Source organism: Bartonella bovis 91-4, from assembly GCF_000384965.1.
GTDB classification, from domain to species: Bacteria; Pseudomonadota; Alphaproteobacteria; order Rhizobiales; family Rhizobiaceae; genus Bartonella; species Bartonella bovis.
This window is the reverse complement of record NZ_CM001844.1, coordinates 1,080,895-1,106,337: the sequence shown is the minus strand read 5'-3', so window position 1 is coordinate 1,106,337 and position 25,443 is coordinate 1,080,895. Positions and strand designations below refer to the sequence as shown.

Annotated in this window: 17 protein-coding genes and 1 tRNA gene; 8 read left to right on the top strand and 10 right to left on the bottom strand. The window is 35.3% G+C overall.

The features are described from left to right. Positions 1-108: 108 nt before the first annotated feature. Both trxB and BBBE_RS04815 read left to right on the top strand, forming a co-directional pair. Positions 109-1,062, top strand: a complete 954-nt coding sequence (gene trxB / locus BBBE_RS04820) for a thioredoxin-disulfide reductase (RefSeq protein WP_010701433.1) — start codon at positions 109-111, stop codon at positions 1,060-1,062. 52 nt (positions 1,063-1,114) lie between these two features. Continuing rightward, on the top strand, positions 1,115-2,020 hold the full coding sequence (locus tag BBBE_RS04815; protein ID WP_010701432.1) for a LysR family transcriptional regulator: 906 nt from the start codon (positions 1,115-1,117) through the stop codon (positions 2,018-2,020). A gap of 277 nt (positions 2,021-2,297) precedes the next feature. On the opposite strand, the gene BBBE_RS04810 is transcribed toward BBBE_RS04815, so the two are convergent. From BBBE_RS04810 to carB, 3 genes are all read right to left on the bottom strand, one after another. Further along, complete coding sequence (locus BBBE_RS04810; RefSeq protein WP_010701431.1) at positions 2,298-3,500, bottom strand: pyridoxal phosphate-dependent aminotransferase; 1,203 nt, start codon at positions 3,498-3,500, stop codon at positions 2,298-2,300. 416 nt (positions 3,501-3,916) lie between these two features. Continuing rightward, on the bottom strand, positions 3,917-4,126 hold the full coding sequence (locus tag BBBE_RS04805; RefSeq protein WP_010701430.1) for a cold-shock protein: 210 nt from the start codon (positions 4,124-4,126) through the stop codon (positions 3,917-3,919). Between the two features lie 253 nt (positions 4,127-4,379). Further along, positions 4,380-7,865, bottom strand: coding sequence for a carbamoyl-phosphate synthase large subunit (carB, locus tag BBBE_RS04800; RefSeq protein WP_010701429.1), 3,486 nt, complete (start codon positions 7,863-7,865; stop codon positions 4,380-4,382). A 625-nt stretch (positions 7,866-8,490) separates the two neighbouring features. Between carB and BBBE_RS04795 the strand changes: the two genes are divergently transcribed. Continuing rightward, positions 8,491-9,774 carry a TCR/Tet family MFS transporter gene (locus tag BBBE_RS04795; protein WP_010701428.1) on the top strand — a complete coding sequence of 428 codons (1,284 nt, stop codon included), beginning with the start codon at positions 8,491-8,493 and terminating at the stop codon, positions 9,772-9,774. A gap of 98 nt (positions 9,775-9,872) precedes the next feature. On the opposite strand, the gene carA is transcribed toward BBBE_RS04795, so the two are convergent. From carA to BBBE_RS04775, 4 genes are all read right to left on the bottom strand, one after another. Continuing rightward, the gene (gene carA / locus BBBE_RS04790; RefSeq protein ID WP_010701427.1) at positions 9,873-11,072 is read right to left on the bottom strand and encodes a glutamine-hydrolyzing carbamoyl-phosphate synthase small subunit; all 1,200 of its coding nucleotides are present in this window, start codon (positions 11,070-11,072) and stop codon (positions 9,873-9,875) included. A 558-nt stretch (positions 11,073-11,630) separates the two neighbouring features. Continuing rightward, on the bottom strand, positions 11,631-12,149 hold the full coding sequence (gene ubiC, locus BBBE_RS04785; protein WP_010701426.1) for a chorismate lyase: 519 nt from the start codon (positions 12,147-12,149) through the stop codon (positions 11,631-11,633). A gap of 560 nt (positions 12,150-12,709) precedes the next feature. Further along, entirely contained in the window at positions 12,710-12,961 is a 252-nt protein-coding gene (locus BBBE_RS04780; protein ID WP_010701425.1) for a GlsB/YeaQ/YmgE family stress response membrane protein, read from the bottom strand. 540 nt (positions 12,962-13,501) lie between these two features. Continuing rightward, entirely contained in the window at positions 13,502-14,728 is a 1,227-nt protein-coding gene (locus BBBE_RS04775) for a mechanosensitive ion channel family protein (RefSeq protein ID WP_010701424.1), read from the bottom strand. Positions 14,729-14,860: 132 nt separating this feature from the next. Between BBBE_RS04775 and dnaG the strand changes: the two genes are divergently transcribed. From dnaG to BBBE_RS04760, 3 genes are all read left to right on the top strand, one after another. Beyond that, positions 14,861-16,798, top strand: a complete 1,938-nt coding sequence (dnaG, locus tag BBBE_RS04770) for a DNA primase (RefSeq protein ID WP_010701423.1) — start codon at positions 14,861-14,863, stop codon at positions 16,796-16,798. A gap of 339 nt (positions 16,799-17,137) precedes the next feature. After that, entirely contained in the window at positions 17,138-19,141 is a 2,004-nt protein-coding gene (rpoD, locus tag BBBE_RS04765; protein WP_010701422.1) for an RNA polymerase sigma factor RpoD, read from the top strand. 679 nt (positions 19,142-19,820) lie between these two features. Continuing rightward, positions 19,821-20,282 (top strand): YcgN family cysteine cluster protein, encoded by a 462-nt coding sequence (locus BBBE_RS04760; protein ID WP_010701421.1) that lies wholly within the window; start codon positions 19,821-19,823, stop codon positions 20,280-20,282. 47 nt (positions 20,283-20,329) lie between these two features. Here BBBE_RS04760 and BBBE_RS04755 read toward each other — a convergent pair whose 3' ends face one another. Further along, complete coding sequence (locus BBBE_RS04755) at positions 20,330-21,070, bottom strand: SIMPL domain-containing protein (protein ID WP_035464673.1); 741 nt, start codon at positions 21,068-21,070, stop codon at positions 20,330-20,332. Between the two features lie 171 nt (positions 21,071-21,241). Between BBBE_RS04755 and BBBE_RS04750 the strand changes: the two genes are divergently transcribed. Continuing rightward, positions 21,242-21,318, top strand: a tRNA-Ile gene (locus BBBE_RS04750). 1,417 nt (positions 21,319-22,735) lie between these two features. On the opposite strand, the gene BBBE_RS04745 is transcribed toward BBBE_RS04750, so the two are convergent. Continuing rightward, complete coding sequence (locus tag BBBE_RS04745) at positions 22,736-23,272, bottom strand: helix-turn-helix domain-containing protein (protein WP_010701419.1); 537 nt, start codon at positions 23,270-23,272, stop codon at positions 22,736-22,738. Positions 23,273-23,636: 364 nt separating this feature from the next. On the opposite strand from BBBE_RS04745, the gene BBBE_RS04740 reads away from it, so the two are divergent. Next, positions 23,637-24,677 carry a DUF475 domain-containing protein gene (locus BBBE_RS04740; RefSeq protein ID WP_010701418.1) on the top strand — a complete coding sequence of 347 codons (1,041 nt, stop codon included), beginning with the start codon at positions 23,637-23,639 and terminating at the stop codon, positions 24,675-24,677. A 70-nt stretch (positions 24,678-24,747) separates the two neighbouring features. Here BBBE_RS04740 and pncA read toward each other — a convergent pair whose 3' ends face one another. Next, entirely contained in the window at positions 24,748-25,356 is a 609-nt protein-coding gene (gene pncA, locus BBBE_RS04735) for a bifunctional nicotinamidase/pyrazinamidase (RefSeq protein ID WP_010701417.1), read from the bottom strand. Positions 25,357-25,443: the final 87 nt, after the last annotated feature.

Below are 25,443 nucleotides of genomic sequence, written 5' to 3'. Positions count from 1 at the left end.
AAATACAAGTAAATCATAATTTGAATTGTAAGAGAAATATTTTTAAAAGGCTACATTTTTCATCATAATTTATCGATCTCAAAGAGGATTAAAAGAGGAAGGGATTTTATGGCAAAATCGCGTATTCGCGTTCTTATTATTGGTTCGGGGCCAGCTGGTTATACAGCTGCAATCTATGCGGCAAGAGCAATGCTTAGACCTGTTTTGGTTACAGGGGTGCAGCAGGGAGGACAGTTAACAATTACAACTGATGTTGAAAATTATCCAGGTTTTTCTGATGCAATTCAAGGGCCATGGTTGATGGAACAAATGGCAAAACAAGCTGAGCATATGGGTACGAAAATTGTTTATGATAGTATTATAAAAGCTGATTTATCAAAACGTCCTTTCATTTTATACGGGGATTCAGAAACACAATATTGTTGTGATGCGTTGATTATTGCAACGGGAGCACAAGCTCGCTGGTTGGGCTTGGAAAGCGAACAAACCTTTATGGGCGGTGGTGTTTCTGCTTGTGCTACGTGTGATGGTTTTTTTTATCGTGATAAAGACGTTATTGTTGTAGGTGGTGGAAATACAGCTGTTGAAGAGGCTCTTTATTTATCACAATTGGCTAAAAGTGTTAGTATAGTTCACCGGCGAGACCATTTTCGTGCGGAAAAAATTTTGCAAGATAGATTATTTTCTCGTGATAATGTGCGTGTTATTTGGGATCATATAGTGGAAGAAATTGTTGGTTTACCAGCTAATTCATCAATGGGTGCTGTTGTGACAGGAGCGCGTCTTAAAAGTATTAAAACGGGTCAAGAACTTAAAGTGGATGCGGATGGAATATTTATTGCTATAGGGCATGAGCCTGCAGTTTCTTTATTTGAAGGACAATTGAAACAAAAACCAGGGGGCTATTTATGGACGGCACCAGATTCAACAGCTACAAGCATTTCTGGTGTTTTTGCTGCAGGAGATGTTGCAGATGATGTATTTCGTCAAGCCGTGACTGCTGCTGGAAGGGGATGTATGGCTGCGTTAGAGGCAGAACGATTTTTAGCTTCACAGACATAAGAGTTTTTAAAAAATAGTTGTTTAATTAGTAAAAAAGATTAGAGAAAAAATTGTGACTTCACCATTGGATTGGGATAAATTAAGAGTTTTTCATGCTGCAGCAGAGGCGGGCTCTTTTACGCATGCAGCTGAAAAGCTTCATTTGTCTCAATCAGCAATTTCACGACAAGTCGCTGCTTTAGAGCAGGATGTTGGCGTTCCCTTGTTTCAACGTCATGCGCGTGGTTTAATTTTAACAGAGCAGGGTGAAATTCTCTATCGTACTGCTTATGATGTTTTAATGAAGCTTGAAAATGCGCGTTCACAATTAAACGAAAGTAGCAAAAAACCAACAGGGCGTTTACGCGTTACATCAACTTTTGGAATGGGGGCAGGGTGGCTTGCAGAGCGTGTGCATGAATTTCTTAGCCTTTATCCCGATATGCAGGTACAACTCTTGCTTGATGATAAAGAGATTGATTTAACAATGCGTCATGCAGATTGCGCAGTTCGCTTACGTCAACCCCAACAACCCGGTCTTATACAAAGAAAATTATTTACGGTTCATATGCATGTTTATGCTTCAGTAAATTATGTTGCAACTTATGGAAAGCCAGAGAAATTATCTGAACTAGATAAACACCGCATTATTTCATTTGGTGAACCTGTTCCCTCTTATTTGTCTGGTTTGAATTGGTTGGAAAAAGCAGGGAGAAGTGATGGCTCTTTGCGTATTTCAGTTTTACAAATTAATAATATTATTTCAATCAAGAACGCACTTATGCGTGATTTTGGTATTGCTGTGCTTCCCGATTATATCGTAAATAACAATGAGAGACTTGTACGCCTTTTTCCTGATATGATTGATATTCCTTCCTTTGATACCTTCTTTTGTTATCCTGATGCTTTGAAAAATTCGGCAAAACTCAATGCTTTTCGAGATTATATTTTTCTAAAAGCTCGTCAATGGTCTTTTTAATAGAGTGATGTTTTTATAAACTGTTGAATTTAAAGTCAAAAAAGTTTTAGTAAACTATGTATTTATTACATAGCAGTTTTCTTTAAGCTTTTATTGCTTTTCATTTTTTGTAAAATGGTATAAATCTATGACTTCTTGATTATATCTACTTCTATTATGTTTTTTTGATATATCTCCCAAGATCTGTTAGATTGATTTTATTTCTACAGGTCTGGCAAATTAGTTTAAGCGTATGTCCAGTTTTTGCTTTTAGATATGAACAATGATTCAGAACTTTTTAAAGTAAGCTGTTACAAAAACGTTGGATACGCAAGCAAGCTTCTTTGAGTATTTTTTCTGATGTTGCATAGGAAATGCGAAATGCTGGCCCGAGCCCAAAGGCAGATCCTTGCACTACAGCAACAGATTCTTCTTCTAAAAGCTCTGTTACAAAGTCTTCATCATTTGCAATAATTTTCCCTCCGGATGTCTTTTTACCAATGAGATTTGCACAAGAAGGGTAGACGTAAAAAGCACCTTCGGGTATTGGACAGTTAATACCAGGAGCTTGATTGAGCATAGTAACGACAAGATCACGACGCGCTTGGAAAACACTTTTATTTTGAATAATAAAATCTTGTGGTCCATTAAGTGCTTCGACAGCTGCCCATTGTGAAATGGAACTTGTACCGGAAGTTTGTTGCCCCTGAATTGTATCCATAGCTTTAATTAATTCCTGAGGCCCACCTGCATAGCCAATTCGCCAACCTGTCATTGAGTAGGCTTTTGAAACACCGTTCATTGTTAATGTACGATTATAAAGCTTTGGTTCTACTTGAGCTGGAGTGACAAAAGTAAAATCTCCATATGTTAAGTGTTCATATATATCATCGGTGAGGATATAAATATGAGGATATTTTACTAAAACGTCCGTTAGTTTTTTTAATTCATCATATGTATAGGCTGCCCCTGATGGATTTGAGGGAGAGTTAAAAATAAACCATTTAGTTTTAGGGGTGATGGCAGCTTCTAGATCTTGTGGTTGGAGTTTATAAGAGAATTCTGCTTTACTTTCTACAAAGATAGGTGTGCCATCGTTAATAATAACCATTTCAGGATAACTCACCCAATAAGGAGACGGAATAATGACTTCGTCTGCTTTATTCAAAGTTGCCATAAGTGCATTAAAAAGAATTTGTTTGCCACCTGTACCGACAATGATTTGTTCTGGTGTATAGTTAAGGTTATTTTCTCGTTTAAATTTAGCAGAAATTGCTTTTCGCAATTCTGGAATACCAGATATAGGTGTATATTTTGTTTCCCCACGTTGAATAGCCTCAATAGCGGCTTTTTTAACATTGTTTGGGGTATCAAAATCTGGTTCTCCAGCGCTTAAGGAAATAATATCACGACCTGAGTCTTTTAAATTACGTGCTTTTTGGGCAACAGCAATTGTTGCGGAAGGTTTGATATGAGAAAGCTTATCAGCAATAAATGCCATAATTTAAATCCTTAGTGGTATAAGAAAGTGATTATTTTATAATAGATGCTCCATAAAAATTATGTCGTAGGCAGTAAAAAACTACAAGAAAACTCTTAGGAAATTTTACTTTAAACACAGATTATATAATTTTATTTTAAAATTCTGTGAGAATTTCTCACAAGAAAATATAAAGAAAGCCTTCTTTTATCTGGAACGATGCAGGCGTTTATTTTGAATTTTTTTCTGATTTTTTATATCCTTTATTACTTTTTTAAGGCTTTTTACAAAAAAGAAATTATGGATAATTATGAGCAGATTTTAAGGGAGGTACAAAAATGCTGCAAGTAGTCGTTACTTTATTAAGGTAGAGTATATTTTGTGAAAAAAATCTCGCCTATGAAGGCGAGATTTGTTTGAGCAAAATGAGCTTAAATTTAAAGAATTGCAAGATTTCCAGCAGAAAATTTTCCTGAACGACGGTCTTGAACAACGTCATAAGAAATTTTCTGCCCTTCATTAAGGTTACTTAAACCAGAGCGTTCAATAGCAGAAATATGTACAAACACATCTGCACTTCCATCATTAGGTTGGATAAAACCAAAACCTTTCGTTGTGTTAAACCACTTAACTGTTCCTGTAGACATAGGAAACTCCTTATATATAAAATTATCATCTATTGAAGCTTAAAGCTTTCAATATGGCTTTAAATCGAAATTAGGCAGGAGAAGTTTTGTCAAAAATGCGTATGCACAGGAAAAAAGTCACGTAACCGAAAATTCGATTGTAATAATGATAAAAGACTTTTGAATAAGAAACAAGTCTAATCAGTGTTTTTATATAAAGAAAAAGGTGAATAAGAAATAAAAAGTATTATGTTTTGTAGGTGCAGTTCAAATCTTAAGAAAAATAGCTTTGTAATGGACGCACTTCCAAGTGGTTGGATTTGAGGGCTTCAATGGCTTTTGCTGCAGTTTCAGCTCCGGCTATTGTTGTATAATAGGGTACTTTTTGCATGAGTGCTGCTTGGCGCAATGATTTAGAGTCTGAAATGGCACTAGCCGTATTGGTTGTGTTGAAAATCAATTGGATTTGTCGGTTACGAATGGCATCTTCAATATGAGGATGACCTTCTAGTACTTTATTAATTTTTTGGGCTTTAACACCATGAAAGTCAAGAAATTTTTGCGTTCCGCTTGTTGCTAAAACAGAAAAACCAAGCTCAGTTAAGCGTTTGACACAATTAAGGATATATTTTTTATCTTCATCTCTTACAGAAACAAATACAGTTCCTTCATATGGAAGATCAACACCAGCTCCAAGTTGTGCTTTAGCAAAAGCAAGTGCAAATTCGTAATCGATCCCCATAACTTCTCCGGTTGAACGCATTTCTGGACCAAGCAGCGTATCTACACCTGGAAAACGATCAAAAGGAAAAACTGCTTCTTTGACGGCGATATGCGGTTTTTGTGATACAGAAGGTAATCCACCATAAGCTTGAAGTGCACTATGCAGCTTTTCTCCTGCCATAATACGTGCAGCAATTTTGGCAATTGGTCTGCCAATAGTTTTTGCAACGAATGGAACAGTACGTGAAGCACGGGGATTGACTTCTAAGATATAAATCACTTCATCTTTGATAGCATATTGTACATTCATTAAGCCCACAACATGGAGTGCTTGTGCTAAAGCTTTGGTTTGACGTTGTAATTCAGAAACTAATTCACGTGAAAGTGTGTTTACAGGTAAAGAACAAGCTGAATCGCCAGAATGGATACCTGCTTCTTCAATATGTTCCATGATGCCAACAATTAGCGTTTCTTGACCATCACACAGACAATCAACATCAACTTCAATAGCTTGTGTTAGATAGGTATCAAATAAAAGTGGGTTTTTACCAAGTAATGTGTTGATCTGACCTGTTGTATTATTAGGGTGACAGGCTTTGATATCTTCTGAAATTAATTCCGGAACTATTTCAAGCAGATAATTTTGCAAGCTACGTTCATCGCGGATAATTTGCATGGCACGTCCGCCTAAAACATAAGAAGGGCGTACAACTAATGGAAATCCTAGGTCATGAGCAACAAGGCGTGCTTGTTCAATTGAATGGGCAATGCCATTTTTGGGTTGTTTTAAATTAAGCTTAAACAATAATTGTTGAAAGCGATCTCTATCTTCTGCTAAGTCAATAGCATCAGGTGAAGTACCTAGAATGGGAATGTTATTTTTTTCTAACACACTTGCCAATTTCAACGGTGTTTGTCCACCAAATTGAACAATAACACCAATCAACTCACCTTTTTCCTGTTCCGTTTCTAAAACAGCTAAAACATCTTCTGTTGTTAAAGGTTCAAAATAAAGGCGGTCAGATGTATCATAGTCTGTCGAAACAGTTTCAGGGTTGCAGTTAATCATGATGGCTTCAAAGCCTGCATCGCGCAATGCAAAAGCAGCGTGGCAACAGCAATAGTCAAATTCAATTCCTTGGCCGATACGGTTTGGACCTCCGCCCAAAATGACAATTTTTTTGCGTTTAGAAACATGTGCTTCTGAGTGTGCTACCTCTGCAAAAGGTGTTTCATAGGTTGAATACATATAAGCTGTAGGTGAAGCAAATTCAGCAGCACAGGTGTCAATCCGTTTAAATACATGTTTAACATTAAGCGATTTACGTAAAGTAGTAATATTATCTGGCTCTTGTCCTGTAAGGTTTGCTAAACGCATATCCGAAAAGCCCATGGCTTTTAACATACGTAGATTATCTACATCTTGAGGAAGACCATGAGTGCGAATGCGCTGTTCCATTTCAATAATGGAAGCTATTTGTTCTAAAAACCATGGGTCAATTTTACTTATTTGGTGGATTTCGTTTAAAGGTAAGCCCATGCGCATTGCTTGAGCCACATAACGTAAACGATTAGGGCTTGGTATTGCGATGGCTGAACGTATAGAATTGTTTTCATCACCTTCAGCATGTTCAGGAAGTTCAATTTCATCAAAGCCGGTAAGACCTGTTTCAAGTCCACGGAGTGCTTTTTGCAATGATTCTTGAAAAGTACGGCCAATTGCCATAACTTCCCCTACAGATTTCATTGCAGTAGTTAAGATAGGTGATGAACCAGGAAATTTTTCAAAAGCAAAACGAGGGATCTTGGTGACAATATAATCTATAGAAGGCTCAAATGACGCTGGCGTTATACCACCCGTGATATCATTTTTTAACTCATCAAGTGTATAGCCAACCGCTAATTTAGCTGCCACCTTGGCAATTGGAAAACCTGTTGCTTTTGAAGCGAGTGCTGAAGAACGTGAAACACGTGGGTTCATTTCAATAACAACTAAACGACCATTTTCAGGATTGACAGCAAACTGTACATTAGCTCCACCGGTTTCGACACCAATTTCACGCAATACAGCAATTGAAGCATTACGCATAATTTGGTATTCTTTATCGGTTAAGGTAAGAGCAGGGGCAACGGTAATAGAATCGCCAGTGTGGACACCCATAGGATCAATATTTTCAATGGAACAGACGATAATACAATTATCTTGTTTATCGCGGACAATTTCCATTTCATATTCTTTCCACCCCAAAACACTTTCTTCAATCAGAACTTCCGTTGTGGGAGATGCTTCAAGGCCACGTTCAATGATTTCATAAAATTCAGAGCGGTTATAAGCGATACCACCGCCTGTACCACCAAGCGTGAATGAGGGGCGAATGATAACTGGAAGCCCAATAATATCAAGGGCTTGAACTGCTTTTGCTGTAGCGTGTGCTATATAACGTTGTTTACGATCGGTTTCTGTATGATACCAATTGTAATCAAGTTTTTCTAATTCTTGCTCAAGTACGTCACCGGAAAGGTCAGTTTTCAGTTCATTACGTTTTTTTTCGTATAACCGACGATCTTCTTCTTTGAGTTCAGTTGCATTAGCTAACATAGAACGCGGTGTTTCTAAACCAATTTTTGCCATTGATTTGCGAAATAAAGCGCGATCTTCAGCTTTATCAATAACGTCTGCATTAGCTCCAATCATTTCAACGTTATAGCGATCTAAAATTCCCATACGCTTTAATGATAAAGCTGTATTGAGTGCTGTTTGTCCTCCCATAGTAGGTAAAAGAGCATCGGGGCGCTCATAAGCAATAATTTTAGCAACTACTTCTGGAGTGATGGGTTCAATATAAGTTGCGTTAGCTAAATCTGGATCGGTCATAATGGTGGCAGGATTAGAATTAACTAGAATAATTCGATAGCCTTCCTCTTTTAAAGCTTTACAAGCTTGTGTGCCCGAATAGTCAAATTCACATGCCTGACCAATAATAATAGGTCCTGCTCCAATAATAAGAATAGATTTTATATCTGTACGTTTGGGCATGTTTTTTCCTATCACAAATTTCTGTGCGCAGTTGTGGCAGGCAGAATATTGAACATTTTAAGGCTAAACTCACTTTATAGGTTAATAAATGGCGAAAGTAATCCATAAAATGCTTTTTCCATGCTTTTTTTATAAAATTGAAAATCTATACCTTTTTTATTGCTGATAAACTTCATATCGCTATGAGAGTGTGGTTTTTGACAAAAGAGACAATAATGCATTGGAAAAAGCACGTTATTAAATCAGTGTGTTGGAGGCTGTTGAGTTTGACAAGCTATAAATAACTGTTGATAGTAAATAGAACTGAGATAGATAGAGATAGGTTGTTTGTATACAGCAAGAGCTGTAGCATGCTTATGTGATGATTATCATTGTTTAAGTTTTTAAATGGTAATATTTTCAAAGTACATGCATGGCTACTGAAATTTCGAAATTTGTTCAGATTCCTCCGTATAGGAAAATAGCTTAAATATGACTGTAAAATTTAACAATAATAATAGTTATCATATTTCTTCATTGTTTTGTGTAACCTTTTTTTATTTTGTTATTATTATATATGAGACTAAGTTATACTTTTGAGCGGATCTAAAAATAGGTAAGGTCTAGAAAACAGAGGCGAAGAAATATGCAGGCTGTAAAAGATCGAAAGCTCGATCCGAAATTTATCCATCGTGGGCTCATTTTAGTTTTTATTACTTTGTTATTAGATATTATTGGTATTGCAATTGTTAGTCCTGTTTTGCCTGAATATCTTCGGCATTTGACTGGAGAGGATCTTAGTAAGGTTTCCATAAATGGGGGTGTATTGCTGGTAGTCTATTCAGCAATGCAATTTTTGTTTGCTCCCTTGATTGGTAACCTTTCTGACCGTTATGGTAGGCGTCCTATTTTGCTTATCTCTATTATTAGTTTTGCTATTGATAATTTTATATGCGCTATAGCATGGAGCTATTCTATGCTGTTTATTGGTCGTCTTTTGTCGGGGATAAGTGGTGCTAGCTTTGCAACTTGTTCAGCTTATTTAGCAGATATATCAGATGAAAAAACTCGTACACGTAATTTTGGTATGATAGGAATGGCATTTGGGGTAGGATTTATTATAGGTTCTCTTATTGGTGGTTTTCTGGGCCAATTTGAGTTGCGGTTGCCTTTTTATTTTGCAGCTGCTTGTTCATTTGTTAATTTTGTTTTTGCATGGTTTATGCTTCCAGAAACTCTTGCTGTGGGTGATAGACGCTGCTTTGATATAAAACGTGCTAATCCTTTAGGTGCATTTTTGCAACTTAGACAATATCCAGCGGTTATTTGGGTATTATTAGCTTTTTTTCTTTATTGGCTTGCAGAAGCCGTATGGCCGAGTGTTTGGGCATTTATTGCTAAAGAACGTTATGATTGGAGCACATTTTCTATTGGATTATCTTACAGTGTTTTCGGTGTAGGTCAGATTTGTGTAATGGTTCTTATTTTACCGTATCTTTCTAAGCGCTGGAGTGATTGGCGCATGACTATGGTAGGACTCCTTTTTGCGTTAATTGCTATGCTTGGCTATATGTTTGCGGCGCAAGGGTGGATGGTTTATGTCGTTTTTGTGTGTACGGCGCTTGAATATCTTGTTCATGCACCTATGCGTTCTATTGCTGCAGCACAGGTGCCGGCGAATGCACAAGGGGAATTACAGGGAGCAATGACATCTATTACTTCGTTAAGCTTGATAATTGGGCCCATTTTTTATACATTTCTTTTTGAACAATTTACACATAAAGGTGCAGTATTTCATTTTTCTGGTGCACCTTTTGCGGGGAGTTTCTGTGTACTTTTTTTAGCAATTTTAGTGTTTGCTTTTTGGGTGAGACAGTCTCTAAAAGAGCTTCCTGAAAATATTTTACCGAGACAATTCGATAAAATATAATTCTTGTACTCTATAAACGAATCTAACCATTTTGTTATTTTAAGAGCTGATGTATTTGAATGCAGTAAAAAAGCAAAATATTTGTCAGAAAATTCAAATTAATTAGGCTGTTTTTTATACTCTACGATTAGATTATGAAAACGTTGAAAGAGATATTGACTGTCTTGTGGTCCAGGAGAAGCTTCAGGATGATGCTGAACAGAAAAAACAGGTTTTCCAATAATCTGAATACCACAATTTGAGCCATCAAAGAGAGAGATATGTGTTTCTTCAACATGTTTTGGTAGAGATGCTGCATCTACGGTAAAACTATGATTCATTGACGTAATTTCCACTTTTCCAGTGGTAAGGTCTTTTACAGGATGGTTTGCTCCATGATGTCCTTGATGCATTTTTATGGTTTTAGCTCCAACAGAAAGAGCAAGGAGCTGATGGCCAAGGCATATGCCAAAAAGTGGGACATTACAGTCAATTAGCTTTTTTATAGTCGGGACTGCATATGCGGCTGTGGCAGACGGATCTCCTGGCCCATTGGAAAGAAAAACGCCATCAGGATTCATTGCCAGAATTTCTTCTGCATTTGTATGTGCTGGAACAATAGTAACGCGTGCACCTTGTGTTGCCATAAGGCGGAGTATATTGCGCTTAATGCCATAATCAATCGCAACAATATGAAAATTGCATTTACTGTTTGCACTGTAACCTTGATTCCAAGTCCATGCTTTTTCATTCCATTCCATCAACTGCTGTGATGTCACTTTTTTTGTAAGGTCGAGATTGGTGATTCCTGACCATTTTTGCATACGTTTCTTTAAAGCATTGAGATCAAAATTGCTATTTAGGTTATGCGCAATAATGGCATTTTGCGCACCTTTTTCACGGATGAGGACGGTTAGTGCACGTGTATCGACACCGCAAATTGCAATGATTTGACGCGCTTTAAGCCACTGATTTAGATTTTCGTTTGCACGGTAATTAGAGGGATGAGTAATGTCTGCTTTAAAAACAGCACCAACTGCACCATGGTGATTGATTGGTATAAGATCTTCAATATCTTCACTATTTATACCTACATTGCCTATATGAGGAAAGGTAAAATTAACGATTTGTTTAGTGTATGATGGATCGGTGAGAATTTCTTCATAACCTGTCATGGCAGTGTTAAAACATATTTCTGCTTCAACAATACCTGTAGCCCCTGCACCTTTTCCTTCAATAACGGTCCCATCAGCTAATATTAAAAGAGCTGTAGGCTTGCTCGTACACCAAGGTTTGGGAGATAGGGTGGGCTGTGTCATAGTGTGCGCTCACAGTTCGACGTCATACGAAAACCGCAGCTATAGCAGACGCTGTATATTACTCTTGCAATGTTTTGCTTAATTAAAAAGGTATAAGTCTATTCCATAGATAGGTAAAGCCCCATTTTTAGATTTTCTAATACTTTTGTTATTATTATGCATTATAAGATATTAAAGAATGCTGAAAAAATATGTATCCATTTGAAAAAATTAGATAAATTTATATTGTTGATTAGCTTAATAGAGTACTTCCAAATAATTTTGTAGAAGAAAGAGACAACGCATTTTATTCTATTTCATTTAATGGATATTATGTGATTAAGGATTATCAAAGTATTTAATGATGGTGAAGAAAAACTAAAAGTGGATGATAGCCAGAAACATTCTATTTTAACAAAAATGATGGAACGTTATTAGAAATCAATACTAGGCTATAAAATATTACGGGAGACTCGGTAGGAGTTAGTCAAATTAGTGATTTTTATTGATAGAGGACAACGAATAAGATATTTGTTATTTATTGTACACTATATTTTTCAATACATTGATTCTTCTAATTTATATAGGATCAGTTTTGTATATTGGTGAAGCAATTAAAAACAGCTCAGTCAGTAATAATGGTTTGTCTGCTAACCGCAAACGAGAACGACGCGCCCACAGTGCATCTTTTCGACCAATATGAATGTAATCACGGGTTAGCTCTTTACTGTTGAACAAATAACGCCCCAGGGGTAATTTCCCCAAGTTTGTTAGTTGATTGTGGTCATCTAGAGTTTCTTGTGGGATCACTGTGCGCCCCAAAAGCCACGGCTGATTGTCTCCTCTCAGTACAATTTCGCGTAGCCAATAACGGGAGGTTTTAGGTAAATGCTCAGCCTCTTCCTCTAGTTTATCATAAGTAATGAAGCATTCACGTTGCGGGTCAATGTGTATTTGAGCACAATGACGTTCAAAACGACGGGTCATAGAGCCTGGTTCCATCAACCAATCTTTGACATTAATAGGCACTGAACGATCTCGATCAGATAACCACTTGAGCGGTGGTAAAATGGAATTGCTCGTTCTAGTACTCGACATGATTTAAAACTGTATGTTGTGCTAGATAATACAGATTGTTAAATGCCTATTATAAAGCTTTCTAATTATAGTGTAGAAATACAAAAGCAGCAAGCTACTAAAGATGTTGCATAAAAAGCGAATTATTGGATTTTATGACTACAGTTTTTAGTGTTTTGGAAATAGAAAACTTTCTGGACATAGTCACTGTTTAAGCAGCCTTATAGCATTTGCCAAAGCTGAAATTGAGTTGCTACTGCTGTACTAATAATTGAGCTTTAAATTATTTTGATTGTATTTCTACGATTTATAACCACAATTTTGATGTACATTAAAATATAACACATAAATATTGTAGTAGAAGTTGTTGCAAGTGTTAATGTATCATTCAATTTAGATATATATTAGAAATGAATCTACAATAGTTTGCTGATCATTTGCTAAGCACTGTAATGATAATACAGAAGGGTTATTGTAATGAATGGTTACTTGCCTGTATCTAGGTTACAATTTTTAAAATTACAATAAAATTTTGGGCCGCTTAAAAAAGCACCTTGTGGTGCCTTTTTAAATTAAATGCTTTATGACCGGATTTTTCGACCTATCCATATGAGAATACAGGCGCCAATAAAACCTGAAATAAGGTAGCCAAATATACCAGCGAAAGTGACACCAAAAAGGCCGAAAAGAAAGCTAGCCAATGATGCTCCAATAATTCCTAAGATGATGTTTAAAAATATTCCTGTCCTACTATTCATAAAATATTGTGCAGCCCAACCTGCAAGACCACCAATAATAATAGCTGCAACCCAGCCGATGTTTGCATCTTCCATTACGCTCTCCTTTGCCTGAATTAAACTGTAAACTCTAGTTAGGGTAAGCTTTTTAAAGGTCAAGTCTCGTTTGTTGTTCAGAAAAGTTATGCAGGCGGGAACTTTAGATCTTCTAAAATGGAATAGACTATAGAAGTGAGAAGAGAATTAGTTTGTTTTAGATCACATACAGTATCAAAGTGCAGATGAAATGCTTCTATATTTAGGACATTACTTTTGAAATGTTTTAAACTCATTTTTCTAAATTACGGAGCTTATCTTTCTATATTAATGAATGTGCGGCATGGTGAGTATCACGTAAGACAAAAGCATTAAATACAATATGCAAATTAGGCTAGAGTTAGAATAAGACATGGCGTAATTTATATTTCAACCTATCATAGTAGACACGTTCAATTTTTGTTCACACCATGAATGTAAATTCACAGAAGGTAGAGAAATAGCACCTGCAAGATGAAGGAGTGTATCGATAAACTATTCATGATATTTTACTTTCTTCTTTACGTTAAGAATGGGGTTTGATTTAAAGAATTGATATAATTAGAACTTATGATTCTGCGTGGTTTTAAATGCATGAATAAAATCATAACCGCTTGGGTTTTGAAAAAGCTTAAGACCAAAACTGGGAAGAATGGAATAAAGATGGTCAAAAATATCAGCTTGAATTTGTTCATACTCTATCCAAATAGTGGTGTTAGTAAAACAATAAACTTCTAAAGGCAAACCATTCGGCGTAGGGGATAATTGCCGTGTCATGCAAGTCATATTTTTTTTAATATTTGGATGATTTTGTAAATAGGATAGAACATAAGCGCGGAAGGTTCCAATGTTGGTTAAATAGCGGATATTGGCTGGTATATCGCGGTTTTTGTCTAATTTAGCATTCCATTCATTGATTTCTGGTATTTTTTTTGCAAAATAGTTTTCTAACAGATTAAATTGCATCAGATATTCTTGTTCTTCTTCCTTGTGAAATCGGATGCTGGATTGGTCAATAAAAAGAGATCGTTTGATACGTCTTCCACCTGATTCTTCCATACCGCGCCAATTTTTAAAAGGATCGGTTACAAGTTTACGAATAGGAACGGTGGTAATCGTTTTATCAAAATTTTGAACTTTAACAGTATGAAGTGCAATTTCAATTACATCACCGTCTGCACCGAGATTGGGAATTTCAATCCAATCGCCAACACGCACCATATCGGTAGATGAAATTTGAATACTTGCAACAAGAGAAAGCAGCGTATCTTGGAAGACCAAAATCAAAACAGCCGCCATCGCACCAAGACCGGAAAAAAGAATAAGAGGGGAGCGGTCAATCAATTTAGCTAATATTAAAACAGTGGCAACAGTAAAAAGTGCAATTTTAGCGATTTGAATATAACCTTTTATCGGTTTTAACCGCGATGTTGGCCGTTGTTCATAAAGAGTATTAACAATATTGAGAAGCGCAGAAATTATTAAAACAATAACAAAAATAATAAAGGCGTTAGAAACATTGCGAATAATGGTACTAAGTGGATTTGGCAATGTAGGGATAAAATTAACACCGATTGAAAAAATAAAGGCTGAAGCAGTATTAGCCATGTGCCGAATGATATACTCAGTGTCATCAGTTGTATCTGCAGGAAGAAAAGAAAAAAGCTGTTTTGCTTTATGAATAAGCAGTTTTCGCGCTAAAATATTAATTAAAAGAGCAATAAGAGTAAGGATAACAAGCCAAGAAATAGCCTCTAGCAATGGATGTTGAGCAAGAAATTCAGTCACTTTTCTATCTCCATTTCTCAAATTATTTTGGGTTGATCATTTGAAATTTATCAACCATTTAAGAGAAATATTGGAATTATGCTTCAAAGTAGTTAAACATATAAAAAAGAATTTTAAACTCTGTGAGAGATAATGCGTTTTCCACCTGATTTCCTTGATGAGATCCGCAGCCGATTGCCAATTTCAACGGTTATTAGCCAAAGGGTGACATTTGATCCTCAAAAAAGCAAGCCTGCACGAGGAGATTTTTGGTTTTGTTGCCCATTTCATGGTGAAAAAACTCCTAGTTTTCACTGTAATGATCGTAAAGGCTGTTATTATTGTTTTGGTTGTGGTGTGAGCGGTGATATTTTCACTTTTCTTTGTAAATTTGATGGATTGCAGTTTTTGGAAGCTGTAGAGCGTTTGGCTGATCTTGCAGGTATGAAATTACCTCTCCTTGATCCACAAAGTCATGAACGTGAAATGCAGAGAGCTAGTCTTTATGATGTGATGGGAATAGCTGCGGATTTTTTTCAATCTAGCTTACATGATAAAGGAGGAGAACAGGCGCGTTATTATCTTAATGAGCGTGGTGTTACGCCAGAACTTATAAAACGATTTCGCATTGGTTTTGCTCCGGCAGGGCGTACAGCTTTAAAAGAAATGCTAAGTACACATGGTATTTCAATAAAGCAGATGGAAGATTGTGGTCTTCTTATATCGGGTGAGGATGTTGTAGTTCCCTACGATCGTTTTAGAAATCGTATCATATTTCCTATTGAAGATTTACGTGGACGTGTGGTGGCTTTTGGAGGTCGCAGTTTAGATAAAAACATGCGGGCGAAATATCTCAATAGTCCTGAAACGGTACTTTTTCATAAAGGGAATATGCTTTATAATGCAGCTTCTGCTCGCAAAAGCAATCATTCCATGAGAGAAGAAAAAGCGCGTTCTATTCTTGTCGTTGAAGGTTATATGGATGTGATTGCGTTAACGAAGGCTGGTTTTGAGAAGGTGGTAGCTCCTTTGGGTACAGCATTAACAGAGGAACAAATTGCGCTTTTATGGCAGATAGAACCTGATTGTGTTTTTTGTTTTGATGGAGATGATGCTGGTTTAAAAGCTGCTTTTCGTGTGGCTGATCGTGTGCTACCTCTTTTAAGGGTGGGGGTGTCTGTACGTTTTATTTTATTGCCGCAAGGTAAAGATCCAGATGAAATTGTTCGTGCTGGTGGTGTCTCTCTTTTTGATTCTTTTTTGCAAAAATCAATGCCATTAATTGAGCTTTTATGGTGGCGTGCTACCTATGGACAACGTTTTGAAACACCAGAAACACGAGCAGCATTGGAAAGAAGGCTTAAACAAGAGATTTTTACAATTAAGGATGAAGATGTACGTCGTTATTATTTTCAAGATATAAAAAAACGGCTTTATGATTTTTTTTGTCCCCCTTTTTTGAAAAAAAAGAATGTAGGAGGATATGATAGAAATCAAAAAGATGAGATGTTTAAGAGACACTCTTTTTCCATTTTAGAAAATTCTGATATGGTGCGCAATTTGCCACATTCTATTCCTTTGCGTGAGGCAGTTATTTTACTAATTTTAGCTCACTATCCTGATCTTTGTTATGAGAATTTTGAAGTTCTTTCTGAACTAGAATTAAAAAATACTGAATTAATAAATTTCCATCAATCGATGCTAGAAATTCTTGGAAGCCAGCAGATTCACGATAAAACGATAATGATTACGCTTTTAGAAGAAAAAGGGCAAAAGGCTATTTTAGAACGTATGAGAAATCTTGTGCAAAGCGTTGGTATGCGTACTACTTTTACTAAAGCTCCCATAAAAGATGCTCGCGCTGTATTAAAACAAGCTATCTACTTGCATCTTCGAGAACACCACCTACATAAGAGATTACAGGATATTGAGGAACAACTCATGAAAAATCCTAACAATGAGGTTTTTGATCTACTGCGTGAGACTAAAACTGAGTTAGAGCAAATGCGAGCAACGGAAGCTTTAATTGAAGGATTTGGGTGTTGGTTTGATGAAGAAACAGATGAGATTAAGCCAAATGAGATAAAATGATTCGCTTTTTTAAAGCGAATCAGTCACCAAAGCCCTAATATGAAAAAATCTATTGTAAGAGACGGCATTTTTGTGAAGAATGGCGAATGAATTTTAAAAAGAGCGGAAATTGATTCTTACTATGGAGAATAGAGATTATCTCAAAAGGGCTGAAAGTATCGGGGAAACTTCTGCAGTTTTCCCGTGTTTTTATGTGGATAAAAGTGTATATAATGTGCCTTTGAAAGTAAGGATTTTATCCTAGGATGAAGTGCATATGAGAAATTGTTGACGCGCTAAATGAAAACGCAAAAAGCTGGTCACATGAAATCTATGTAGTGATCAAGTGGAGTTAATGGTATGGCAACAAAGGTTAAACAAAAAGATAGCGTGGCAGAAACGGACCAAGTAAGTTTGGACAGTCCTCTTCTTGATTTTTCCGATGATGCCATCAAAAAGATGATTAAACTCGCCAAGAAAAATGGTTATGTGACAATGGATGAATTGAATGCAGTTCTTCCTTCTGAATCAGTTACATCTGAGCAAATTGAAGATACATTGGCCATGCTGTCTGAAATGGGGATTAATGTTGTAGACGATGAAGATGAGATCGATTCTGAGCCTTATGAGGAAGAAATTACGATAGAAGGTGGTGATTTGGTGGAAGCCACCAACCGATCAATTGCGACGATATCGAAACGTGAGGCAACAGATCGGACTGATGATCCGGTGCGCATGTATTTGCGTGAAATGGGAGCAGTTGAACTGCTTTCACGTGAGGGTGAAATTGCTATTGCTAAGCGTATTGAAGCGGGGCGTGAAACAATGATTGCAGGGTTATGTGAGAGCCCTTTAACATTTCAAGCCTTAATTATATGGCGTGAAGAATTAAATGAAAAGCGTATCCTTCTTCGTGAGATTATTGATCTTGAAATGACTTATGCTGGTCCAGAAGCCAAGCAGGCTCCTGCTATTGAACGTAGTGAAGTAGAAAAGATAAAAGAAGAAATGCCGCATTCTAGTATGCATGATGTAGATGATCTTGCAGAAGACATTTGTGTTGAAGATGATGAGGAGGATGAAGTTAACTTATCGCTTGCAGCAATGGAAAATGAATTGTGTCCTCAGGTTATGGAAACTTTAGATTTTATTGCTGAGACGTATGTAAAATTGCGAAAATTACAAGATCAGCATGTTGAAAGTAGTTTAGCAGATTGTAAAGAGGACGCTCTTTCCTCTTCTCAAAAGAAGAAGTGCTCTCAATTAAAAGCTGATTTAATTGAAGCGGTAAAGTCTCTTTCTTTGAACCAAAATCGTATTGAGGCATTGGTTGAACAGCTTTATGACATCAATAAGCGGTTGGTTCATAATGAAGGTAAATTGAAGCGGCTTGCTAACAATTACGGAGTTGGACACGAAGATTTTTTGAAGGAATATCAAGGTCGTGAATTAGATGCAGATTGGATTAATTATATTGCGACTTTGCCGGGATCTGGTTGGAAAGAATTTTCAACTTGTGAAGCCAAGGTAATACAAAGTTTGCGAAGTGAAATACAAAGCCTTGCACAAGAAACTGCTATTTCAATTGGGGAATTTCGTCGAATTGTTACGCAAGTACAAAAAGGTGAGCGTGAAGCAACAATCGCTAAGAAGGAAATGGTGGAAGCTAATTTACGTCTTGTGATTTCAATCGCCAAAAGATACACCAATCGTGGTTTACAGTTTCTTGACCTTATTCAAGAAGGCAATATCGGCTTGATGAAGGCGGTCGATAAATTTGAATACCGGCGTGGATACAAGTTTTCAACTTATGCAACATGGTGGATTCGTCAGGCAATTACGCGTTCGATTGCTGATCAAGCGCGCACCATTCGTATTCCTGTTCATATGATTGAAACTATTAATAAGATTGTTCGTACATCACGTCAGATTTTACATGAAATTGGGCGAGAACCTACACCGGAAGAATTGTCTAGCAAACTTTCTATGCCATTAGAAAAAGTGAGAAAAGTGCTAAAAATTGCAAAAGAGCCTATTTCACTTGAAACACCAGTCGGTGATGAGGATGATTCTCATTTAGGTGATTTCATTGAGGATAGAAATGCATTATTGCCGATTGATGCAGCCATTCAAGCTAATTTACGGGATACAACAACTCGCGTACTTGCTTCACTAACGCCGCGTGAAGAACGTGTTTTGCGAATGCGTTTTGGTATTGGGATGAACACTGATCATACGTTGGAGGAAGTTGGTCAGCAGTTTTCAGTTACACGTGAGCGTATCCGTCAAATTGAAGCAAAAGCGCTTCGTAAATTAAAGCATCCTAGCCGTTCACGGAAATTACGCAGTTTTCTTGATTCTTAATAGTACTATAACACGTTTTAAAAATGCGCCGTTTATTGTAGGTGAAAGGTTTACTGTTTCATTTTTGAGGAGCTTTTTAGAAAAAGATAAAAGAAAGCATACCGAACAATTAAAGAAAACTCATTGCTCAAGTAATATAATAACTTAAATATTTATTACTACGGCTTTGTAAAAAAAGGGTAGTACAAAGTCGTGAAGATAGTCTGCGAAGAAATAAGTGGCATTGTAAACCATTACTTATACATGTATGTGAATCAATGGGGGTGATGTATTGAAGATGCTTGTGAAGTGTGTCAAATTATAGATAAACGCAAAAAATCTCTTTTTTACAAAAAAATTCATAAAAGTGGCTTATACAAGTATAAGGCTGTATGAGAAATTTCATTTAGTTTTTTCAGTGTTCTAGGCTGTAGGATATTTACAATTGGGTATTATTTCAAAGGTTTATTTTATCTGTGACAAAGATATTTGTATAACATTATTTTTTATATGAGATTTTTTTAGAGATGTCTTTTATCTTTGTTGAATTAATCTTTGGAAAGATTCTTCCAAGATAAAGTCGCATATGGATGGTATTAAGCTAGGTGGAAGATGTATAATGTTACAGAAACAAAATTGTACTTATTTTGCGTTTTGCGTAGATTTTCTTGTGTTTTAGAAAAAGAATATAGCCAATTTTATGAGTAAAGAAGCTCCCTTTTGGAAAGTTAAAAAATTAGAAGAAATGTCCATTGTTGAATGGGAAAGTCTCTGTGATGGCTGTGGTTTTTGTTGTTTGCATAAAGTAGAGGATGAAAACACCGGTTATATTTATACAACCAGTGTTGCTTGTCGTCTTTTAGATATGAAAACTTGTCAGTGTCAAGATTATGCTCATCGTAAATCAATAGTTACAGACTGTATATTATTAGATATTGCAACAGTAAAAACAGCTCATTGGCTTCCTAAAAATTGTGCTTATCGGTTAATTAATGAAGGAAAAGATCTTCATTGGTGGCATCCATTGATATCAGGAAATCGTCAAACGGTGCATCAAGCGCAATTTTCTGCACGCGAAAAGATTGAAATTCACGAAGATGAATTATCATCTGAAGAGGCTTATCTTCAGTATATCACCGGCATTTTATATGAGGGCCGGTGATGTGATTTTTTATGTATGCGTTTTATGTAGGAATTGAAGACGATACTTTAGTCTATAGAAAATGTTACAGTTACACTGACATTATAGTTCAATTCACCACTTGAGAAATTTGTATCTGCATAGTTTGCAAATTGTGCACTTCTGTTTAAGCGCTGTGTTGGGTGAAAGCTATTATTATTTTCATTAATTTCAATGATTTTACCCAATTTTAAATTAGCTGCTTGTGCTAAAGTTTTTGCTTTTTCAATAGCTTCAGCAATAGCTTTTTTACGTGCTTCTTTATAAAAAGGTTTTGTATCGGCATTGGTAAAGGTAATGCCATGAACAGAATTAATACCAAGAGATATTGCTTGGTCAAATATTTTACCAACGTTAGAAAGATCACGGATACGCACTGTTAAAGAATTGGAAACTTCATAAAGATTTTCATGGTTTTTTTGTTCTTTCTGTTTATCCGAGCTAGACTGATAAATAGATAAATTTGATGTTTGTAAGTCATGTTCTTGAATGTTGTTGTTTTTAAAAGAACTCATAACATTATTCATAAATTTGTTATTATCTGCTAATGCTTTTTGAGCGGTTTTGTCATAAGTAACAATAGATAGATTGATAATTGCCATATCTGGTGTTGCTTGGCTTTCACCTATTGCAGTAACTACAATAGTTGAATTGTTCATTGCACATTCTTCTGCGTGTATAGAAAATGAAGTGGTTAGTAGTGTTAATGCTGCTAACAGAGCAACTTTAATTTTGTTAATATTTTGTAGCTGGAAGATTGTTTGTGTCATATTCATTTTCACTCCTTTGATTTATAGATTTTCACTTTTCCATTTTTGGGAATCATTGTAAAGTATTAAGACGCTGAAGGGTAAAAAACGAGAGAAACTAAAAAAATGAATTATAATTTAAGCAATCTCTTGTATCATAAAGCATTTTAGTTTAGAAAAAAATAGTCTGTAGGGCCTGTAGCTCAATTGGTTAGAGCCAGCGGCTCATAACCGCTTGGTTGGGGGTTCGAGTCCCTCCGGGCCCACCAGTCCCTTTTTTGTTTTTATAATACATTGATTTTATTATATTAATAACCTGCTCAGGGACCACCAGTCATTGTAACAAAGTACCTTTTAGAATGAAGATTTGCGTAATTACTGGTTTTGTTGATTTTTGTTACTATCGAGCACATGTTTGTGGCTGTATGATTAATTTAATTAAGTTTTCTGGTTAGAGCTTTGGTATAAGGTGTTTGTCGTATATTATTAGTTGATTGCAATATTATACCCAATATATTCCTCTAATATTTTCGCATAAAAATATAGAATTTTATTAAGCTTCAAAAGTTCTTTGAGGGAAAAGGAGCTATTTAAATAAAACTGTTAATTTTTAAAAGTGTTCACATCCAGTAACTAAGTTTTTCTTTACCATCCATAATATATGTATTTTTATATATTATAAAAAATCAAAGTAAGATTTTGTTACCGAATCTGTAAAATAAATTACATGAATGGTTATGACATCAATGAAAAAAACTGAAAAATTCATGGCTATTCATTTAGTGGATATGAAAACAACATATTTGGGAACAATAATTTTTTTAGAATATGAGTTGGGAACTACTATTATAAAAGTGTCAAATGAAAAGAATTACTTTTTCAAAAGATGAAGCTGGTTATTTCTTTTCAGTTAGGAATAATCGGTATTATTTGCAGGATGATGATAAGTTTTAATGGTTATTTAATGATTGGTTTGGCAAAAAGTGTATTGCTTATAAAGATGCGTGGATGAGGCTATTATAATTACGTTGGCGACACGAAAAACATTGAATATCCTTCTTTTTTTGAGAAAGACCAATGGTTTTTTTATCATTAGAGTACAGTACAAGTTTAATATATTTGAAATGAGAATTTTATTTTAATAATGGAAAATGTTGAAATTGTAATTCTTTAACAAAGGTATTAGGAATAGTATATATTCAATTTTTATAAAAATGTTTCATTTTATTGAGTGACCTTTATTGGAAAAAACAATTTTTTGCTTATCTTTTGAAATTGAACCCTAGTACTATTGATTATATACTCCTTAAAGCGCCAAAATATATACTTTAAACTAAAAAATAATTGCTAATTTTAAGATGAATATCAATTTAACGAATTGAACATTAAGCATGTTCTTGTAACACAAATTTAGTACATGTTTATTTAAAATTTTTTTGGTTAGAAACAATTAGCTTTACGAAAACAATAAAAATAGCCATTATTTTAACAAGAAGCTATTTTAAACTCTGAAAATGCCTATGTTAAATTTAAAAAAATTATTACTACGATCAGAACTTGTAATGACCATTTTACTGCAAAGGAAAAGTTAAAAAAGCACATTAAACTTTATCAATATGGCAAAAAGCAAAAGGCTATTTTTCACGTTGATAAAGCTCAAGGTAGTTTTATTTGAAGTAAATATTGTTAATTAGTAGTTGTTTCTTTGTGCGATATGCTTCGAATGAGTAAATCAATAAACAAGCTAAGGGCATAAGAATTAGCCATATTTGCTTTCATATTGACCAAAGAAGTAAGCGCTTTTGGGTTGAGGTCATTAGGTACGCCTTGTGTTAGAAGGTATTTTTGTAACTTTTCATAAGAATTTTCAATCTTTTTTTGATTTACTGTATCATTATGGTCATTCTTGGTAAGAATATCTTCAATTGTTTCAACTTTTTTAATAAAATAATTCCAATCGAATTCACTTCTAGTGCATTCGGTGTCAAACATTTTTCCTTGTCCAGTTAAAAGCCAATTAATGTTGACTCCATACAATGTGCGATATGCTTGCAATACGCTAAGATTAGGTTCTCTTTCTCCACGTTCATAAAAGGCGATGGAGTTTTTTGTCATGCTAAAGTTTTTTGCTAATGTTTCACGTGATGGATCACCTAAAGCGAGGCGTACATGACGTAAACGTTTTCCAAATACAGTTTTTGCTTCAGTTTCAGGACGTGCCACGAATTATCTCCCTCAGTAAATCATCATGGTATAAGCTTTATGCTGATAAAAGCACACAATGTATGAATATCTCATTACCTAATGTCAATATTTATTAACTTTTATTCCTCTTATTTTTTTTAATATTTAATAAATATTGGATTAAATTTTAATTTTTTGTATTTTATTATTATAAAAATCACCTTTTTATTGGAAGAAATATAGAATTTTTGATTCTTCTCTTGTTTTTTCTTGGAGAGATTTCCATATGAATTTTTCAGTGTGCATTCGTTGTACTATAGATAGATGTAATCTTTTAATCTTATAATCTTTCAATAGTGTGAGTACTGAGATAAGTTAAAGAGATGAATTTTGAGGCATGATCATGGCTCTATTAGGCTATTTTAGATGGGCTTTTTTCTTCACAATTATTGGTGTCTCTTGGGGTGGATTCATTGGTTGGTTTGAGACGGGTAGTCTTGTTGGTTTTCTTAAATATTTTTTCATTTGCTGTGTTTTAGGGATTTTAGAAATTTCTTTATCTTTTGATAATTCTATTATTAATGCACGTATTCTTGGAAAGATGGATCAGCTATGGTCCCGTCGTTTTTTGACATGGGGTATTTTAGTAGCAGTATTTGGTATGAGAGTTATTTTTCCATTGTTGATTGTTGCTTTTGCAGCTTGGATTAATCCAATTGCAGCAGTTAAATTAGCACTATGGGAACCACATCAATATGCTGCAATTTTAACAAATGCTCATGTGAGTATTGCAGCTTTTGGGGGAACTTTCCTTATTATGGTTGGTTTAAAATATTTTTTTGATCCTAAAAAAGAGGTGCATTGGCTAGCTTTTATAGAGAAACCAGTTCAGAAGTTTGGTTCATTTGTTGGAGTTGATATTACTATTGTTTTGATTTTGATGTTATTCTTCTCAGGGCAAATTACAACAGAAAATAAGCTAACTGTTTTACTTGCTATGCTTTATGGACTTTTGACATTTTTAGTGGTTGAAGCGGTTAGTTCACTTTTAGATTCTCCCAAAAATGCTTTAGTCACCATTACTAAGGGAGGAGTAGGCTCATTTCTTTATTTAGAAATTCTGGATGCTAGCTTTTCTTTTGATGGTGTTGTGAGTGCTTTTGCTTTTTCACATAATCTTTTTATTATTGCAATTGGTCTTGGTATCGGTGCTTTTTATGTACGTGCTATAACGATCATGTTGGTTGAAACGGGAACATTGTTACATTACCGCTATTTGGAACATGGTGCTTTTTACGCAATTTTGATACTTGCAGTGATTATGTATATACAAACTATTATGCCAGTGCCTGAAGCATTAACAGGGCTTATTGGCATATGTATTCTTGGGGCGGCATTTTATTCCTCCGTTCGCTTTAAACATAAAACATTATCTCCCAAATAATCTGTTTTTTGATTATATATATTCTATAAAAACTCTTCTATTTATCACCACAATAGGGTAGAGAAGCGATTTAAAGCGTCATTAAGAGTTCTATACCAGTTTCGTTCAGAGTTTTAAGCATTGTATTTAATGATCCATTTAGATCAATACCGGCACAAGCACTCAATGAAACACTCACTTTAAAGCCACATTTTACAGCATGAAGTGCGGAAAATCCCACACAGAAATCAGTAGCCAAACCACATATAATCAATTGTGTAAAACCACGTTCTTTGAGGTAGCTTTGTAAGCCTGTTGGTGTTTTTTGGTCATTTTCAAAAAAGGCAGAACAGCTGTCAATTTTCTGATGATAACCTTTTCGAAGGATAAGTTGTGCTTTACCAACCATGAGAGATGTATGAAATTCTGCTCCTTGTGTTTCTTGTATACAATGATCGGGCCAAAGTGTTTGAACCCCGTAGTCAAGCTTAACTGTATCATGAGGAGATTTATGAGGGTAGGAAGAAGCAAAACTACAATGACCTTTGGGATGCCAATCTTGGGTTAAAATGACATGATCAAAACGGTTTATAAGGTTATTAACGGTAGGTATAATAATATCGCTTTGTGGAATTGCAAGTGCTCCGCCGGGTAAGAAATCATTTTGTACATCGATAACGATTAAGGCTTTTTTTTCCATAAATTTATTCCTGTAGGTGATTTGTTTTTGTCGTGACCCTTTAAAGATTGCATTTCGTCTTAAAGTTTTGAGATAATTTGGTCAATG

What these genes read in the sequence shown, in the direction of transcription:
- BBBE_RS04805 (WP_010701430.1), bottom strand. Translation starts at nt 4,126, where the DNA reads ATGTCTACAGGAACAGTTAAGTGGTTTAACACAACGAAAGGTTTTGGT.
- trxB (WP_010701433.1), top strand. Translation starts at nt 109, where the DNA reads ATGGCAAAATCGCGTATTCGCGTTCTTATTATTGGTTCGGGGCCAGCT.
- BBBE_RS04760 (WP_010701421.1), top strand. Translation starts at nt 19,821, where the DNA reads ATGAGTAAAGAAGCTCCCTTTTGGAAAGTTAAAAAATTAGAAGAAATG.
- rpoD (WP_010701422.1), top strand. Translation starts at nt 17,138, where the DNA reads ATGGCAACAAAGGTTAAACAAAAAGATAGCGTGGCAGAAACGGACCAA.
- carB (WP_010701429.1), bottom strand. Translation starts at nt 7,865, where the DNA reads ATGCCCAAACGTACAGATATAAAATCTATTCTTATTATTGGAGCAGGA.
- BBBE_RS04795 (WP_010701428.1), top strand. Translation starts at nt 8,491, where the DNA reads ATGCAGGCTGTAAAAGATCGAAAGCTCGATCCGAAATTTATCCATCGT.
- pncA (WP_010701417.1), bottom strand. Translation starts at nt 25,356, where the DNA reads ATGGAAAAAAAAGCCTTAATCGTTATCGATGTACAAAATGATTTCTTA.
- BBBE_RS04755 (WP_035464673.1), bottom strand. Translation starts at nt 21,070, where the DNA reads ATGACACAAACAATCTTCCAGCTACAAAATATTAACAAAATTAAAGTT.
- ubiC (WP_010701426.1), bottom strand. Translation starts at nt 12,149, where the DNA reads ATGTCGAGTACTAGAACGAGCAATTCCATTTTACCACCGCTCAAGTGG.
- BBBE_RS04780 (WP_010701425.1), bottom strand. Translation starts at nt 12,961, where the DNA reads ATGGAAGATGCAAACATCGGCTGGGTTGCAGCTATTATTATTGGTGGT.
- BBBE_RS04810 (WP_010701431.1), bottom strand. Translation starts at nt 3,500, where the DNA reads ATGGCATTTATTGCTGATAAGCTTTCTCATATCAAACCTTCCGCAACA.
- dnaG (WP_010701423.1), top strand. Translation starts at nt 14,861, where the DNA reads ATGCGTTTTCCACCTGATTTCCTTGATGAGATCCGCAGCCGATTGCCA.
- BBBE_RS04740 (WP_010701418.1), top strand. Translation starts at nt 23,637, where the DNA reads ATGGCTCTATTAGGCTATTTTAGATGGGCTTTTTTCTTCACAATTATT.
- carA (WP_010701427.1), bottom strand. Translation starts at nt 11,072, where the DNA reads ATGACACAGCCCACCCTATCTCCCAAACCTTGGTGTACGAGCAAGCCT.